This window comes from Mycoplana azooxidifex, from assembly GCF_014196765.1.
Taxonomy (GTDB): Bacteria; Pseudomonadota; Alphaproteobacteria; order Rhizobiales; family Rhizobiaceae; genus Mycoplana; species Mycoplana azooxidifex.
In genome coordinates, this window is record NZ_JACIEE010000006.1 from 364,337 (window position 1) to 377,931 (window position 13,595).

General features: G+C 65.8%; 18 protein-coding genes. 6 read left to right on the forward strand and 12 right to left on the reverse strand.

Annotated features, from left to right (window positions below; all coding sequences use genetic code 11):
• Positions 1-37 precede the first annotated feature (37 nt).
• Positions 38-547, reverse strand: a complete 510-nt coding sequence (locus GGQ64_RS16220; RefSeq protein ID WP_183806174.1) for a GNAT family N-acetyltransferase — start codon at positions 545-547, stop codon at positions 38-40.
• Positions 548-551: 4 nt separating this feature from the next.
• Complete coding sequence (gene gatB / locus GGQ64_RS16225) at positions 552-2,054, reverse strand: Asp-tRNA(Asn)/Glu-tRNA(Gln) amidotransferase subunit GatB (protein WP_183806176.1); 1,503 nt, start codon at positions 2,052-2,054, stop codon at positions 552-554.
• Positions 2,055-2,214: 160 nt separating this feature from the next.
• Here gatB and GGQ64_RS16230 point away from each other — a divergent pair, with 160 nt between their 5' ends.
• A complete protein-coding gene (locus GGQ64_RS16230; protein WP_183806178.1) occupies positions 2,215-2,526 on the forward strand; it encodes a DUF1294 domain-containing protein in 312 nt (103 codons plus the stop codon).
• 44 nt (positions 2,527-2,570) lie between these two features.
• Here the strand turns inward: GGQ64_RS16230 and GGQ64_RS16235 are convergent, their stop codons facing one another.
• The 7 genes from GGQ64_RS16235 to GGQ64_RS16265 form a co-directional block, all read right to left on the reverse strand.
• Positions 2,571-3,083 carry a GNAT family N-acetyltransferase gene (locus tag GGQ64_RS16235; RefSeq protein ID WP_183806181.1) on the reverse strand — a complete coding sequence of 171 codons (513 nt, stop codon included), beginning with the start codon at positions 3,081-3,083 and terminating at the stop codon, positions 2,571-2,573.
• Positions 3,084-3,146: 63 nt separating this feature from the next.
• A complete protein-coding gene (locus GGQ64_RS16240; RefSeq protein ID WP_183806184.1) occupies positions 3,147-3,425 on the reverse strand; it encodes a type II toxin-antitoxin system RelE/ParE family toxin in 279 nt (92 codons plus the stop codon).
• Positions 3,415-3,597 carry a hypothetical protein gene (locus GGQ64_RS16245; protein WP_183806186.1) on the reverse strand — a complete coding sequence of 61 codons (183 nt, stop codon included), beginning with the start codon at positions 3,595-3,597 and terminating at the stop codon, positions 3,415-3,417. The genes GGQ64_RS16240 and GGQ64_RS16245 overlap by 11 nt, the downstream gene beginning before the upstream one ends.
• 63 nt (positions 3,598-3,660) lie before the next feature.
• Positions 3,661-5,142: an Asp-tRNA(Asn)/Glu-tRNA(Gln) amidotransferase subunit GatA gene (gatA, locus tag GGQ64_RS16250; RefSeq protein ID WP_183806188.1), complete on the reverse strand. Its 1,482-nt coding sequence runs from the start codon at positions 5,140-5,142 to the stop codon at positions 3,661-3,663.
• An 18-nt stretch (positions 5,143-5,160) separates the two neighbouring features.
• Positions 5,161-5,640: a GNAT family N-acetyltransferase gene (locus GGQ64_RS16255; protein WP_183806190.1), complete on the reverse strand. Its 480-nt coding sequence runs from the start codon at positions 5,638-5,640 to the stop codon at positions 5,161-5,163.
• A 4-nt stretch (positions 5,641-5,644) separates the two neighbouring features.
• Positions 5,645-5,932, reverse strand: a complete 288-nt coding sequence (gene gatC / locus GGQ64_RS16260; protein WP_183806192.1) for an Asp-tRNA(Asn)/Glu-tRNA(Gln) amidotransferase subunit GatC — start codon at positions 5,930-5,932, stop codon at positions 5,645-5,647.
• Positions 5,933-6,047: 115 nt separating this feature from the next.
• Positions 6,048-6,752 (reverse strand): metal-dependent hydrolase, encoded by a 705-nt coding sequence (locus GGQ64_RS16265; RefSeq protein WP_183806194.1) that lies wholly within the window; start codon positions 6,750-6,752, stop codon positions 6,048-6,050.
• A gap of 193 nt (positions 6,753-6,945) precedes the next feature.
• Between GGQ64_RS16265 and GGQ64_RS16270 the strand changes: the two genes are divergently transcribed.
• Positions 6,946-7,251, forward strand: a complete 306-nt coding sequence (locus GGQ64_RS16270; protein WP_183806196.1) for an alkylphosphonate utilization protein — start codon at positions 6,946-6,948, stop codon at positions 7,249-7,251.
• A gap of 10 nt (positions 7,252-7,261) precedes the next feature.
• Positions 7,262-7,735, forward strand: a complete 474-nt coding sequence (ruvX, locus tag GGQ64_RS16275; protein ID WP_183806198.1) for a Holliday junction resolvase RuvX — start codon at positions 7,262-7,264, stop codon at positions 7,733-7,735.
• Here the strand turns inward: ruvX and GGQ64_RS16280 are convergent.
• Positions 7,693-8,031, reverse strand: coding sequence for a DUF6105 family protein (locus tag GGQ64_RS16280; RefSeq protein ID WP_183806200.1), 339 nt, complete (start codon positions 8,029-8,031; stop codon positions 7,693-7,695). The genes ruvX and GGQ64_RS16280 overlap by 43 nt on opposite strands.
• On the reverse strand, positions 8,028-8,186 hold the full coding sequence (locus GGQ64_RS16285; RefSeq protein ID WP_183806202.1) for a hypothetical protein: 159 nt from the start codon (positions 8,184-8,186) through the stop codon (positions 8,028-8,030). Before GGQ64_RS16285 ends, GGQ64_RS16280 begins: the two co-directional genes overlap by 4 nt.
• 232 nt (positions 8,187-8,418) lie before the next feature.
• Between GGQ64_RS16285 and GGQ64_RS16290 the strand changes: the two genes are divergently transcribed.
• Complete coding sequence (locus tag GGQ64_RS16290) at positions 8,419-9,351, forward strand: AEC family transporter (RefSeq protein WP_183806204.1); 933 nt, start codon at positions 8,419-8,421, stop codon at positions 9,349-9,351.
• Here GGQ64_RS16290 and GGQ64_RS16295 read toward each other — a convergent pair.
• The gene (locus GGQ64_RS16295) at positions 9,336-10,985 is read right to left on the reverse strand and encodes an acyl-CoA dehydrogenase family protein (protein ID WP_183806206.1); all 1,650 of its coding nucleotides are present in this window, start codon (positions 10,983-10,985) and stop codon (positions 9,336-9,338) included. The two genes, GGQ64_RS16290 and GGQ64_RS16295, sit on opposite strands and share 16 nt — an antisense overlap.
• Positions 10,986-11,156: 171 nt before the next feature.
• Here GGQ64_RS16295 and GGQ64_RS16300 point away from each other — a divergent pair, with 171 nt between their 5' ends.
• Positions 11,157-12,098, forward strand: a complete 942-nt coding sequence (locus GGQ64_RS16300; RefSeq protein ID WP_183806208.1) for an aspartate carbamoyltransferase catalytic subunit — start codon at positions 11,157-11,159, stop codon at positions 12,096-12,098.
• Complete coding sequence (locus tag GGQ64_RS16305) at positions 12,095-13,387, forward strand: dihydroorotase (protein WP_183806210.1); 1,293 nt, start codon at positions 12,095-12,097, stop codon at positions 13,385-13,387. Before GGQ64_RS16300 ends, GGQ64_RS16305 begins: the two co-directional genes overlap by 4 nt.
• Positions 13,388-13,595: the final 208 nt, after the last annotated feature.

The following is a 13,595-nucleotide window of genomic DNA, read 5'->3' on the forward strand; positions in this document are numbered from 1 at the left end:
CGCCTTCCGGCGCCCGACGGCCGAAGCGCTGCCACGTTCAGCCGAGCGTCTTCTCATAGACCAGCGCCGGTATCCCGGACTGGCTGCCCGACTGGTCGCCGCCGCAATTGCCGGTCTCGCCGACCTTCTCGAACCCGTGCGCCTCGTAGAACGCGATTGCCGCTGTGTTCCGCGGCTCCACCTCGAGCCGCATGACCTTCGCGTCCGGAAAGCAGGTCTCGAGCTCGGCGAACATGTCGCGGCCGATCCTCTGCCCCTGGTGCTGCGGCAGGACATAGAGCTGGTGCAGGATCGCGACCGTCGGCTCGCTCGCCGACATGGCCGCGTAGCCCATGCCACCCAGCGCCTTTCCGTCGTCGGCGACGACGAATTCGGAGTCCTTGCGCTTCAGCTTTTCCGCAAGCGCCTGGACCGAGTGCCACTTCGCCGTGATCTCGGAGACTTTGTCGACGCCGTAAACTGCGTCGTAGGTCGCATGCCAGGTCGCGGCCAGAAGCGCGCTGACTTTCTCAAGGTCGTGCTCCGAGGCCGTGCGGACGAAGAACACCGCCCTATTCCTCGATGCCGAGCTTGGCCTTGACGAGCGCCTGGACGGCCTGCGGGTTGGCCTTGCCTCCGGTCGCCTTCATCACCTGGCCGACGAACCACCCGGCCAGCGTCGGCTTGGCCTTGACCTTTTCGACCTGGTCCGGATTGGCGGCGATGATGTCATCGACGGCCTTCTCGATCGCGCCGGTATCGGTGACCTGCTTCATGCCGCGGCTCTCGACGATCTCGCCCGGCACGCCGCCCTCGTTCCAGACGATCTCGAACAGGTCCTTGGCGATCTTGCCGGAAATGGTCTCGTCCTTGATCAGGTCGATGATGCCGCCGAGCTGGAAGGGCGAAACCGGTGTCTCTTCAATGCCCTTGCCGGCTTTGTTCAAGGCGCCCAGCAGGTCGTTGATGACCCAATTGGCAGCGGCCTTTCCGTCGCGGCCGGAAGCAACCGCCTCGAAATAGTCGGCGATCGCCTTTTCCGAGACCAGCACCGAGGCGTCATAGACCGAAAGGCCGAGCTCGGCTACGAAACGCGCCTTCTTGTCGTCCGGCAGTTCCGGCAGGTGCTGCTTCAGTTCCTCGACATAGGCGTCGTCGAATTCGAGCGGAAGCAGGTCCGGATCGGGGAAATAGCGATAGTCGTGCGCGTCTTCCTTCGAGCGCATCGAGCGGGTCTCGCCCTTGTTCGGATCGAACAGGCGGGTCTCCTGGTCGATGGAGCCGCCGTCCTCCAGAATGCCGATCTGGCGGCGGGCCTCGTATTCGATCGCCTGGCCGATGAAGCGGATGGAGTTGACGTTCTTGATCTCGCAGCGCGTGCCGAAGCCCTCGCCCGGACGACGCACGGAGACGTTGACGTCGGCGCGCATCGAGCCTTCGTCCATGTTGCCGTCGCAGGTGCCGAGATAGCGCACGATCGAGCGCAGCTTGGTCATGTAGGCCTTGGCCTCGTCGGAGGAGCGCATGTCCGGCTTCGACACGATCTCCATCAGCGCCACGCCGGAGCGGTTGAGGTCGACATGGGACATGGTCGGATGCTGGTCGTGCATCGACTTGCCGGCGTCCTGCTCCAGGTGCAGGCGCTCGATGCCGATCTCGATGTCCTCGAAATTGCCCTGGCGATCCGGTCCGAGCGAGATGACGATCTGGCCCTCGCCGACGATCGGATCCTTGTACTGCGAGATCTGGTAGCCCTGCGGCAGGTCCGGGTAGAAATAGTTCTTGCGGTCGAAGATCGAGCGGTTGTTGATCTGCGCCTTCAGGCCGAGGCCGGTGCGGATCGCCTGGCGCACGCATTCCTCGTTGATGACCGGCAGCATGCCCGGCATGGCCGCATCGACGAGCGAGACATTGGCATTCGGAGCGTTGCCGAACTCGTTCGCAGCGCCCGAGAAGAGCTTCGAATTGCTGGTGACCTGCGCGTGCACCTCCATGCCGATGATCACCTCCCAGTCGCCGGTGGCGCCGGGGATGAAACGTTTCGGATCGGGGGTGCGGACGTCGACGAGGGTCATGGACAAGCTCTTGGAAGATCGCTTCGGATGGCTGATTTTCGAACTGTGTCGGTAGACCATATGGGCAGACGGCGCAAGGGTTGGGGCCGCCCGACAAAAGGCATCATCAACGCGATGCCCCCTCCGCACAATCTTAACTGCGGCGGGCTAAGCTCGGTGCATGATCGCGCTTGCCATCGCCACGGCTCTCCTCGGCATCAACCTCGCCGCTTTTCTCGCCTTCTGGTGGGACAAGGAGGCTGCACGCGCGGGCGGATGGCGGGTGCGGGAAGACACGCTGCTCGGCCTCGCCGTGATCGGCGGCAGCCTCGGGGCGCTCGCGGCCCAGCGCATGCTTCGACACAAGACACGCAAGCAGCCGTTCCGCACCGGGCTGCCGGCGATCGTGGCCGTGCACGCCGCGATTGGCATGGCGCTTCTGGCTTTCTCCGGCCATCTTCTCGACTTGCTCCATTGGCTCGCCCGATCCTGACCTGGATTTGGATTCACGCCGAAAGACTGCCGCCGCGCCCGCCTTCAGAACCCGCCCGGGCCGTAGCCGATCGGCTGGTCCTCTATGAGTTGCCGCCGCAGGCCGACCGATTCCACGTCGCGGTCCAGCTTGGGCGAATAGGCGACCGACAGCCAGTTCACCGAATAGCCCCGGTTGCGGAAGAAGGCGAGCGCGGGGGCGTTGCGGGCATGCGTCTGCAGGTCCGCGGTCTCGACGTTGGACCGGCGCATCTCGTCCTCGATCGCGGCAAGAAGAGCCGTACCGATTCCGCGGCGCTGCAGGGCCGGATCGACCCAGAGGTCGGTGATCTCCTCGTCGAGCTTCTCGCGCGCCGCCCAGCCGGCGATGCGCCCGCCGTCCTCGGCGACGATCACCTTGACCCAGTTCGCCGACAGGAACTGCAGGAACGCCGTGCGGGCGTTGTCCCGCAACGCATTCAGGTCGGCGACCCCCGTCACCGCCTGTTCCCATGCCCGCATGCCGACTTCGGCCAATGCGGGGACGTCCTCGCTATGCGCATATCGAATGGTCGTCATCAAGCCAGCCCCTGTTCGGCTGCATCAAACCATTCGAATCGCCGCTTGGCGAGAGGGCACGCGTTACGGGAGTTTTCGCCGCTCATGGACGATCGCGATCACCTCGATCTCCGTCGCGGCCGGGAAATGATAGACGGCAAAATACGGAAGCCGGACGATCGGCAGTTCGCGCGTCTCCGGCACGCGCCCGTCGCGACCGAGGATAGGGAAGTGCTTCAGCATGGCTATCGATTGCAATATGCGCGCAATGACCCGATCGGCGACGATCGCATCGTCCTTCGCGATGAATCTGCGAATTGCGGTCAGGTCGGCAAGGGCACGCGGCGAGAAGCTAAGGTTCAAGACCAAGCATCTTCCAGACTTCGTCCTCCGGAATGCGCCTTTCGGGATGCGCCTTGGCTTCCGCCAGCGCAGCCTCTATCTTGGCTACCGCCCATTCGCCATGGTCGGCGTCACCGCCGAGAGGACCGGCCGCGATGCTTTCCTGATCGGGCTTTTGCTGCACCTTTCGCATGCATCGAAGCCTATCACACCGCGCAGCACGGTGTCACGCCCGCAAGCAATGCGGACGAGTCCCCTACCACCACTTCTTCGGCGAGAAGCGGCCGGCGGCCTGTTCGATGACGTGCGCGGTCTTGAACAGTGTCTCTTCCTCGAAGGGCTTGCCGATCAGTTGCAGGCCGAGCGGCAGGCCCTTGTGGTCTAGGCCGGCGGGGACGGCGATGCCCGGCAGGCCGGCCATGTTCACCGTCACCGTGAAGATGTCGTTCAGGTACATCTTGACCGGATCGGCGGCGAGGTCCTCGTCGGCGATGCCGAAGGCGGACGACGGGGTCGCCGGCGTCAGGATCGCATCGACGCCGGCATCGAAGGCGAGCTCGAAGTCGCGCTTGATCAGCGTGCGGACCTTCTGCGCCTGCAGATAATAGGCGTCGTAGTAGCCGGCCGAGAGCACGTAGGTGCCGATCATGATGCGGCGCTTGACCTCCTTGCCGAAGCCGGCGGCGCGCGTCTTCTCGTACATGTCGACGATGTCCTTGCCGTCGACGCGCAGGCCGTAGCGCACGCCGTCGTAGCGGGCGAGGTTCGAGGACGCCTCGGCCGGCGCCACGATGTAATAGGCCGGCAGCGCGTATTTCGTATGCGGCAGGGTGATGTCGACGATCTCGGCGCCGGCTTCCTTCAGCCAGGCGATGCCCTTGAGCCAGAGCGCCTCGATCTCCTCGGGCATGCCGTCGACGCGGTATTCCTTCGGAATGCCGATCTTCATGCCCTTCACCGACTGGCCGATCGCCTTCTCGTAGTCCGGCACCGGCAGGTCGACGGAGGTCGTGTCCTTGGCGTCGACGCTGGCCATGGACTTCAGGAGAATGGCGGCATCGCGCACGTCGCGGGCGATCGGGCCGGCCTGGTCGAGCGAGGAGGCGAAGGCGACGACGCCCCAGCGCGAGCAGCGGCCATAGGTGGGCTTGATGCCGACGGTACCGGTGAACGCAGCCGGCTGGCGGATCGAGCCGCCGGTGTCGGTCGCCGTCGCGCCGGCGCAGAGGAAGGCTGCGACCGCAGACGCCGAACCGCCCGAGGAGCCGCCCGGCACGAGGTCGAGGTTTGAGCCGTTGGCGCGCCAGGGGTTCTTGACCGGGCCGTAGTAGGAGGTCTCGTTCGAAGAACCCATGGCGAACTCGTCCATGTTCAGCTTGCCGAGCATGACCGCGCCGTCGTTCCACAGGTTCTGGGTGACGGTCGATTCGTATTTCGGCTTGAAGCCGTCGAGAATGTGGCTGCAGGCCTGGGTGTGGACGTCGCGGGTGCCGAACAGGTCCTTGATGCCGAGCGGAATACCCTCCAGCGCACCGGCCTTGCCCTCGGCGATGCGGGCGTCGGATGCCCTGGCCATCTCGCGCGCCTTGTCCGGCGTGACCGTGACATAGGCGTTCAGCGTCTCGTTGGCCGCGTCGATCGCCGAGAGATAGGCGTCCGTCAACTCGACGGCGGTGATCTCCTTGGCGCCGAGTTTCTCGCGGGCTTCGGCAATGGTCAGGCGGGTCAGATCGGTCATGGCTCTATCTTTTTCGGGTCACGCAGCGCTGGAGGCACGTCCAAGCTGCTTCTGGTAGAAGATCGAATACGGGCTTTGCGGATAGTCGAGGACGGGGCCGCAGCGGATGAAGCCGGCCTTCTCGTAGATCGCCCAGGCGGCCGGATGCCGGTCGCCCGTCTCGAGCACGAGTTCGCCGATCCCGTCCGCTTCGGCGGCAGCGACGATCTCGGCCAGGATCGCCCGGCCGATGCCCCTGCCCTGCCATTGCGGCCGGGTGTACATGCGCTTCACCTCGCCGGTTGCCGCCGAATGCCGCTTCAGCGCGCCGCAACCGACCACGACCCCGCCTTCGTCGCGAGCGATCCAGACGGTAACGCCGGGCTCGGCCATCTGCTCCACCGTCAGGTGGTAGCAAGCCTCGGGCGGCGACAGCGTCAGCAGAACTTCGTTGAGTTCGGCGATGAGCGCACGCACCTCGTCCTGAAGCGGGCTTTCGACGGCGATCGTCACGGCCAAGGGCTTACTCCACGACCTTCGGCACGAGGAAGAAGTTTCGGTCGGATATGGGCGCATTGGCGACAACGTCGTCGGCCTTGTTGCCGTCGGTGACGACGTCGTCCCGTTCCTTCATGGCCATCGGCATCACCGAGGTCATGGGCTCGACGCCCGAGACGTCGACTTCGCCCAGTTGCTCGACGAAGCCGAGGATGCCGTTCAGTTCGCCCATCATGCGCTGGGCTTCTTCTTCGCTGACCGCGATACGGGCAAGGTGGGCCACCCGCTTGACGGTGGCAAGATCGACAGACATTGGCATTCTCCGGTCGGAATTTCCTACCCGCTATAATGAGAGTACCCCGGCTGCGCAACGGGGGAATGTAGGCTGCCGGCGGCGGGAGCGCCGGAAGCGTACTGCGGCGGAGCCCCTATCGGGTCACGACCTCGCCCACCTTCGGCACCTCCACCTTGCCGCCCGCGCTGTCCATCGCGGTGACGAAGGTGTCGGCCGTCTGGTCGATGATCGGGAAGGAGCCGTAGTGGCAGGGGATGACGGTGCCGAACTTGAAATAGCGCTGGCAGGCAAGGGCCGCCACCGCGCCGCCCATGGTGAAGCGATCGCCGATCGGCACCAGACCGATCTCCGGCTCGTGCAGTTCATGTACCAGCGCCATGTCGGAGAAGATGTCGGTGTCGCCCATGTGGTAGAGCGTCGGCTCGTCCTCGAAATGCAGCACCAGGCCGTTGGCGCTGCCGAGCGAATGGGAGACGCCGTCCTCGGTGACCTGTGCGGAAGAATGCAGCGCATTGACGAAGGTGGTCGAGAAGCCGTCGAAATGGATGGTGCCGCCGGTATTGCCCGCCTCGAGCTGCTTAACCCCCTTCGCGCCGAGCCAGGCGGCGAGGTCGGCGTTGGCGAGCACGGTCGCGCCGGTTTCCCTTGCGATCGCGACCGTATCGCCGACATGGTCGCCGTGGCCGTGGGTGAGCAGGATATGGGTCAAACCGTCCGTCGCCTCCTTGCGCTTCGTGGCATCGAAGGACGGGTTTCCGGTGAAGAACGGATCGATCAGGATCTTCGCCTTGGCCGTCTCGATCCGGAACGCGGCGTGGCCGAGCCAGGTGATCTTCATGATATTCTCCCGTTGTACTTCTGCCATCATATGGCATAGAGCATGGCACGCATTTTTGTAGCCCGGTTGCACGGGAAGCCCGCCTTGGGGCGGAGGAAAAGCCGTGCCGATGGCGGGCGCCCGGCGAGCCCGGACCCGGTCCGGGCAACGCGCCTGGCTTCAGCAATATCCAAGCTTGCCAACGGAGACAAGCATGACGCCCGATGACGACGACTACATCTACGACGAAGCAACCGGAGAGTGGCGCCCGGCCTCCGAGGTCGCCGCAGCGGCGGCTGCGAGCCGGCCCGCGGCGTGCGATTCGGCCGGCAACCTGCTCGCCGACGGCGATTCCGTCACCCTCGTCAAGGACCTGAAGGTCAAGGGCACGAACACCACGCTCAAGCAGGGCACGGTCATCAAGTCGATCCGCCTCACCGACAACCCGGAGGAAATCGACTGCCGCCACGAGGCGGTCAAGGGCCTGGTGCTGCGCACCGAATTCGTCCGCAAACGGTGAGTACCGCGGCATGGCGACGGTGACGATCGAAGAACTTGCGGCTATCCTCGAACCCGGCCAGCCGATTGCCGGCCTGGACCTCGGCACGAAGACGATCGGTCTTTCGGTCTCCGACCTCGGACGCAGGATTGCGACGCCGCGGCCGGTGCTGAAGCGGGTGAAATTCGGGATCGACGCGGAGACGCTGCTTTCGTTCGCCGAGCAGGAAAAGGTGGTCGCCTTCGTCCTCGGCCTGCCAATCAACATGGACGGCAGCGCAGGCCCGCGCGTGCAGGCGACGCGCGCCTTCGTGCGCTCCATGAGCGAGAGGACCGACATCCCCTTCGTCTACTGGGACGAGCGGCTTTCCACGGTCGCGGCCGAACGCACGCTCATCGAGATGGACGTGTCGCGGAAGAAGCGGGCTGAGCGGATCGATTCGGCCGCCGCCTCCTTCATCCTTCAGGGCGCGCTCGACAGGCTGTCGGCGCTCGGCAGGTCCTGAGCCGACGCGGCCTGCCCGGCCGCCCGGCGACGCCGCCACCATGCGGCGATCTGCTTTCGCCTGCGGAAGGCGATGAAGGCGAAGACGAACAGGCTGTCGACGGCAATCGCGCGCGCAACGAGCGGCGGGATCGTTTCCGGCTGCAACCCCAGAACATTGCCGTAGATGCGGAAGACGAGGTCATGGGCGTCGCGGGTCAGCATGAAGATGCCGAAGCTCATGTCGTAGTAGGACAGCCCGTACCAGCTGCCGAGCAACGCGATCGGGCCGGCCCAGAGGATCAGGAACCACTTCATGCCGTTCTCTCCTTGCCGACGAGGACGCCGCCGAATTCCAGCCCGAGTTCGCGCACGGCGAACAGGCCGAGCAACACGGCGGCCGGCATGGCGATGTCGAGCGCGAGCGCTGCAAAGAAGGCCGTCATGGCCGCAATCAGGACCGATTTCGGCATCGCGCCGTCCCCGAAGGTTAATGAAACATTAATGAAGGCACCTTCCATCGATCGCCGCGGGCGCGCAACGTAAACTCCGGGTTAAGGTTAATTTCCACATCGACGCGCCTGCCCTCCCCCGGCGACGGCCCCGCTCGCGGAAATCCCGCTGCCGACAAAACCAGCCTTCAGGATTGCCGTTTGTTCCCGTCCGTGAAATGAGGGACCGATTGTCTCGCATACCGGTTCTGCCATGCTCGTCGTCTTCGAAAGCATCATCCCCGTCTTCCTGCTCGTCGTACTCGGCACCGTGCTCAAGCGATGGCGGAAGATCGACGACGGCCTGTGGCTGGGGCTGGAGCAGCTCGGCTTCTACGTCCTGTTTCCGGCGCTTCTGTTCTCCACGCTCGCACAGGCCGACTTCGCCGGCATGGAAGCAGGCGCGCTCTCCATCGCCTCCATCGGCGCGGTGACGCTGATGTCGACGGCGATCCTTCTCGCCTGGCCGCTGTTTCGCAAGGCTGGTGTTTCCCGCGCGTCCTTCACCACCGTCTTCCAGACCTCGACGCGCTGGAACGGTTTCATGGCGCTCGCCACCGCCGGCAAGCTCTACGGCCAGGAGGGAATCGGGATACTGGCGCTGATCATGACGCTGGTCATCATCCCGATCAATTTCTACAACATCGGCATCCTCGTCTGGTTCGGCGGCGGCGCGCGCGACGTGCGCAGCTTCCTCGTCAGGATCCTGACCAACCCATTGATCGTCGCCTCCGCGACCGGGACGCTCTTCAACCTTCTCGGCATTCATCTCTATGCGCCGGTCATGGAAACGGTCGATCTGATGGCGGAGGCCTCGCTGAGCCTCGGCCTGATCATGGTCGGCGCGGGCCTGCGCATTGCCGATGCCCTGCGGCCGAACGGGACCGCCCTGATCTCGGTCGCACTGAAGCTGTTCGCGATGCCGCTCGTCATGGTGAGTGCGGCGTGGCTGCTCGGGGTCGAGGGCAATCCGCTGCTCGCGGTCGCGCTCGGCGCCAGCGTGCCGACGGCGATGAACGGCTATCTCCTGGCCAAGCAGATGGGCGGCGACGCGCCGCTCTACGCCTCCGTCGCCACGCTGCAGACGGCGGCGTCGTTCCTCACCATTCCGCTGGTGCTGACGCTGACCGCCTACGCGGCCGGGTAGAGCAGGTCGACGATGTAGGCCGAATCGAAGCGCGAATCGAGCATGCCGTAGGTCGAGCGCCAGCCCGCGGCCAGGCGCGTCTCGAGGAAGGCGTCGGCAATGCGTCCGGCGCCGATGCGGTTCAGCTCGGCGGCGGCGGCCGAAAGCGCCAGTTGCTCGACCAGCATGCGCGCGGCTCCCTCGTCGCGCTCGCACAGCGACGTCGCCGCGCGCAGCACCTCGACCGTCTTGCGTCCCGACGGGCCAAGATCGCGGGCGATGCCGGCGAAGACGGATTCGAACAGGTCCTTGCCGCGCGACAGCACGCGCAGCACGTCCAGCGCCATCACGTTGCCGGAGCCTTCCCAGATCGCATTGACCGGGGCCTCGCGGTAGTGGCGGGCGATCGGGCGTTCCTCGACATAGCCGCTGCCGCCGATGCACTCCATCGCCTCGTAGATCAGCGCAGGCGCGATCTTGCAGCACCAGTACTTCGTCACCGGCGTCATCACCCGGGCATAGGCGGCCTCGTCGCCGCTGACCGGCGCGCGGTCGAAGGCTTCGGCGAGGCGGAGCGACAGCGCGGTCGCCGCTGCGACGTCGAGCGCCATGTCGGCGAGCACGCGCGTCATGATCGGCTGTTCGACGAGGGTCTTGCCGAACACCTTGCGCCCGCGCACATGATGGACGGCCTCCGCAAGCGAGGCGCGCATGATGCCGCTGGAGGCGAGCGCGCAATCGAGCCGCGTCAGCGTCACCATGTCGAGGATGGTGCGGATACCGGCGTCCGGCGCGCCGAGAAGGAAGCCGAAGGTGTCGTTGAACTCGACCTCGGACGAGGCGTTGGAACGGTTGCCGATCTTGTCCTTCAGCCGCTGGAAGCGCAGGCCGTTGGCCGTTCCGTCCTCCAGCAGGCGCGGAACGAGGAAGCAGCCGATGCCGTCGCGCGTCTGCGCCAGCATGACGAAGGCGTCGCTCATCGGCGCCGACATGAACCACTTGTGGCCGCTGAGACGGTAGATGCCCTCCCCCACCCGCTCGGCGGTCGAGGTGTTGGCGCGCACGTCGGTGCCGCCCTGCTTCTCCGTCATGCCCATGCCGATGGTGACCGCGCTCTTCTGCATGGCCGGGCGGTTGGTGCTGTCGTACTTGCGCGACAGGATGCGGCCCGCCCACTCGCGCTGAACGACGGGCGAGGCGGAAATGGCGGCGACCGACGCACTGGTCATCGTCAGCGGGCAGAGATGGCCGCTTTCGAGCTGCGCGGAAAGATAGAAGCGGACGGCGCGTGCCCTGTGCGCCCTGCCCTTCTCGTCGGGAAGGTTCTCCCAGATCGACGAATGCAGGCCGTTGCTCATCGAGCGGCGCATCAGCGCGTGCCATGCCGGATGGAAGTCGACGACGTCGAGACGTTCGCCGCGCGGGCCGTGCGTGCGCAACTGCGGCGGCGATTCGTTGGCCATCCGCGCCAGTTCCTGCGCCTCGGGCGCCGTCACATAGCGTCCGAGCGCGTCGAACTCGTCGCGCAGGCCCTTCGGCAGCGAAGCCGTGCCGTCGACGAGCAGCGGATCGGACCGATAGGCGTTGATGCCCGTCCACAGCTTCGGCTGGTTCAGGTCTGCAAGAGCTTGTTCGGTCCGGGTCATCTGAGTCATGCTGGCGTTCTATCCTAACTGCGCCTGCCGCGAAACGGGGACGCAACCGCCGTACCCCGAAAGAATGCTTGAAAACAAACGCCAACCGCCGGCCGGGCCGCGCGGCCGCCTTGCCGCATGGCGGCATAGCCTCTATAGACCCCGCGTATTCACGACATCGAGGCGACCCCCATGGATTCCTTTCCGCATCGCCACCTGCTCGGCATCAAGGGATTGACCGAGCCGGACATCAACCTCCTGCTCGACAAGGCGGACGCGGCCGTCGACATCAGCCGGCAGCGGGAAAAGAAGACCTCGACATTGCGGGGCCTCACCCAGATCAACCTGTTCTTCGAAGCATCGACACGGACGCAGTCCTCCTTCGAGCTCGCCGGAAAACGCCTCGGCGCGGACGTGATGAACATGTCGGTCGGCAACTCCTCGGTGAAGAAGGGCGAGACGCTGATCGACACGGCGATGACGCTGAACGCCATGCACCCGGACGTTCTCGTGGTGCGCCACTCCTCCGCCGGTGCGGCCGCCCTTCTGGCGCAGAAGGTGTCCTGCTCCGTCATCAATGCCGGCGACGGGCAGCACGAGCATCCCACCCAGGCGCTTCTCGACGCGCTGACGATCCGCCGCGCCAAGGGCAAACTGTCGCGCATCATCGTCGCCATCTGCGGCGACGTGCTGCATTCGCGCGTCGCCCGCTCCAACATCCTGCTGCTCAACGCCATGGGCGCGCGTGTCCGGGTCGTGGCGCCCGCCACGCTGCTGCCGAACGGCATCGCCCAGATGGGGGCCGAGGTCTATCACTCGATGGAAGAAGGCCTGAAGGACGCGGACGTGGTGATGATGCTGCGACTGCAGCGCGAGCGCATGTCCGGCGCCTTCGTTCCCTCGGTGCGCGAGTACTTCCGCTACTTCGGGCTCGACGCGGAGAAACTGAAGGCGGCCAAGGAGGATGCGCTCGTCATGCATCCCGGCCCGATGAACCGGGGCGTAGAGATCGCGTCCGAAATTGCCGACGGCCCCCAGAGCGTCATCGAACAGCAGGTGGAAATGGGCGTCGCCGTCCGCATGGCGGTGATGGAAACCCTCCTCGTTTCGCAGAACCAGGGACCGCGCGCATGACCCGGCCGACCGTTATCAAGAACGTCCGCATCATCGATCCCTCCCAGGATCTGGACGAGACCGGCACAATCGTCGTCAAGGACGGCCGGATCGCCGCCGCCGGCAAGGCGGCGCAGAACCAGGGCGCGCCCGACGGTGCCGACATCGTCGACGGATCGGGCCTCGTCGCCGCTCCCGGGCTCGTCGACGCCCGGGTGTTCGTCGGCGAGCCCGGCGCCGAGCACCGCGAGACGATCGAGTCCGCATCGCGCGCGGCTGCCGCGGGCGGCATCACGACCTTCATCATTATGCCCGACACCGACCCGGTGATCGACGACATCGCGCTGGTCGAATACGTGCTGAAGACGGGGCGCGACAAGGCGTTGGTGCATGTGCATCCGGCCGCCGCCCTGACCAAGCGACTGGCCGGCACCGAAATGACGGAATTCGGCCTCTTGCGGGAAGCGGGCGCCGTCGCCTTCACCAACGGCCGCCATGCGATCCACGACGCGCAGGTGCTGCGCCGGGCGATGACCTATGCCCGCGAGTTCGGCGCGGTGATCGCGCTCGAGACTCGCGACGAGCATCTGGGTGCGGGCGGGGTGATGAACGAAGGGCTGCTCGCAAGCTGGCTCGGCCTGTCGGGCACGCCGCGCGAGGCGGAGGTCATTCCGCTGGAGCGCGACCTGCGGCTCGCCGCCCTGACGCATGCGGCCTATCACGCGGCGCAGATCTCCGTTCCGGAATCGGCGGAGGCGATACGGGTGGCCCGCAACCGCGGCGCCAACGTCACCTGCGGCATCTCGATCAACCACCTGACGCTGAACGAGAACGACATCGGCGAGTATCGCACCTTCTTCAAGCTCTCGCCCCCCTTGCGCGGCGAGGACGATCGCACCGCCATGGTGCAGGCGCTCGCCGACGGCACCATCGACATCATCGTATCCTCGCACGACCCGCAGGACGTCGACACCAAGCGGCTGCCCTTCGCAGAAGCGGCCGACGGGGCGATCGGGCTCGAGACGATGCTGGCCGCCGCGCTTCGCCTGCATCACAGCGGCGAAGTCTCGCTGACGCGCCTGATCGATGCCATGTCGACGCGTCCTGCCAGGATCTTCGGCCTCGACGCCGGCAGCCTGAAGGCCGGCGCGGTCGCCGACATCGTGCTGATCGACGTCGACGAGCCGTGGCTTGCGACCAAGGACCGCTTCGTCTCGCGCTCCAAGAACACGCCGTTCGAGGATGCCCGCTTTACGGGGCGCGCAGTCAGCACCTATGTTGCGGGAAAGCTCGTGCATTCGGGGCGGTAACAGCGGATGCGGATGGGGAAACTGCCCCTCATCCGGCCTCCCGGCCACCTTCTCCCCGTGAACGGGGAGAAGGGACAAGCCGCAACGCTTCGGCTCTGCGGCGAACCGTGACGCAAGGGGCCTTCTCCCCGCCTGCGGGGAGAAGGTGGCGGCAGCCGGATGAGGGGCATCGCGAGGCTGCGGCAAGACACGACAGATCGTCAATCTC

Bases quoted from the DNA above. Each gene is read 5' to 3' on its own strand.
- GGQ64_RS16265 (WP_183806194.1), bottom strand. From the start codon at position 6,752: ATGAAGATCACCTGGCTCGGCCACGCCGCGTTCCGGATCGAGACGGCC.
- gatA (WP_183806188.1), bottom strand. From the start codon at position 5,142: ATGACCGATCTGACCCGCCTGACCATTGCCGAAGCCCGCGAGAAACTC.
- GGQ64_RS16285 (WP_183806202.1), bottom strand. From the start codon at position 8,186: ATGCCGAAATCGGTCCTGATTGCGGCCATGACGGCCTTCTTTGCAGCG.
- gatC (WP_183806192.1), bottom strand. From the start codon at position 5,932: ATGTCTGTCGATCTTGCCACCGTCAAGCGGGTGGCCCACCTTGCCCGT.
- GGQ64_RS16245 (WP_183806186.1), bottom strand. From the start codon at position 3,597: ATGCGAAAGGTGCAGCAAAAGCCCGATCAGGAAAGCATCGCGGCCGGT.
- GGQ64_RS16300 (WP_183806208.1), top strand. From the start codon at position 11,157: ATGGATTCCTTTCCGCATCGCCACCTGCTCGGCATCAAGGGATTGACC.
- gatB (WP_183806176.1), bottom strand. From the start codon at position 2,054: ATGACCCTCGTCGACGTCCGCACCCCCGATCCGAAACGTTTCATCCCC.
- GGQ64_RS16295 (WP_183806206.1), bottom strand. From the start codon at position 10,985: ATGACTCAGATGACCCGGACCGAACAAGCTCTTGCAGACCTGAACCAG.
- GGQ64_RS16305 (WP_183806210.1), top strand. From the start codon at position 12,095: ATGACCCGGCCGACCGTTATCAAGAACGTCCGCATCATCGATCCCTCC.
- ruvX (WP_183806198.1), top strand. From the start codon at position 7,262: ATGGCGACGGTGACGATCGAAGAACTTGCGGCTATCCTCGAACCCGGC.
- GGQ64_RS16230 (WP_183806178.1), top strand. From the start codon at position 2,215: ATGATCGCGCTTGCCATCGCCACGGCTCTCCTCGGCATCAACCTCGCC.
- GGQ64_RS16270 (WP_183806196.1), top strand. From the start codon at position 6,946: ATGACGCCCGATGACGACGACTACATCTACGACGAAGCAACCGGAGAG.
- GGQ64_RS16280 (WP_183806200.1), bottom strand. From the start codon at position 8,031: ATGAAGTGGTTCCTGATCCTCTGGGCCGGCCCGATCGCGTTGCTCGGC.
- GGQ64_RS16235 (WP_183806181.1), bottom strand. From the start codon at position 3,083: ATGACGACCATTCGATATGCGCATAGCGAGGACGTCCCCGCATTGGCC.
- GGQ64_RS16290 (WP_183806204.1), top strand. From the start codon at position 8,419: ATGCTCGTCGTCTTCGAAAGCATCATCCCCGTCTTCCTGCTCGTCGTA.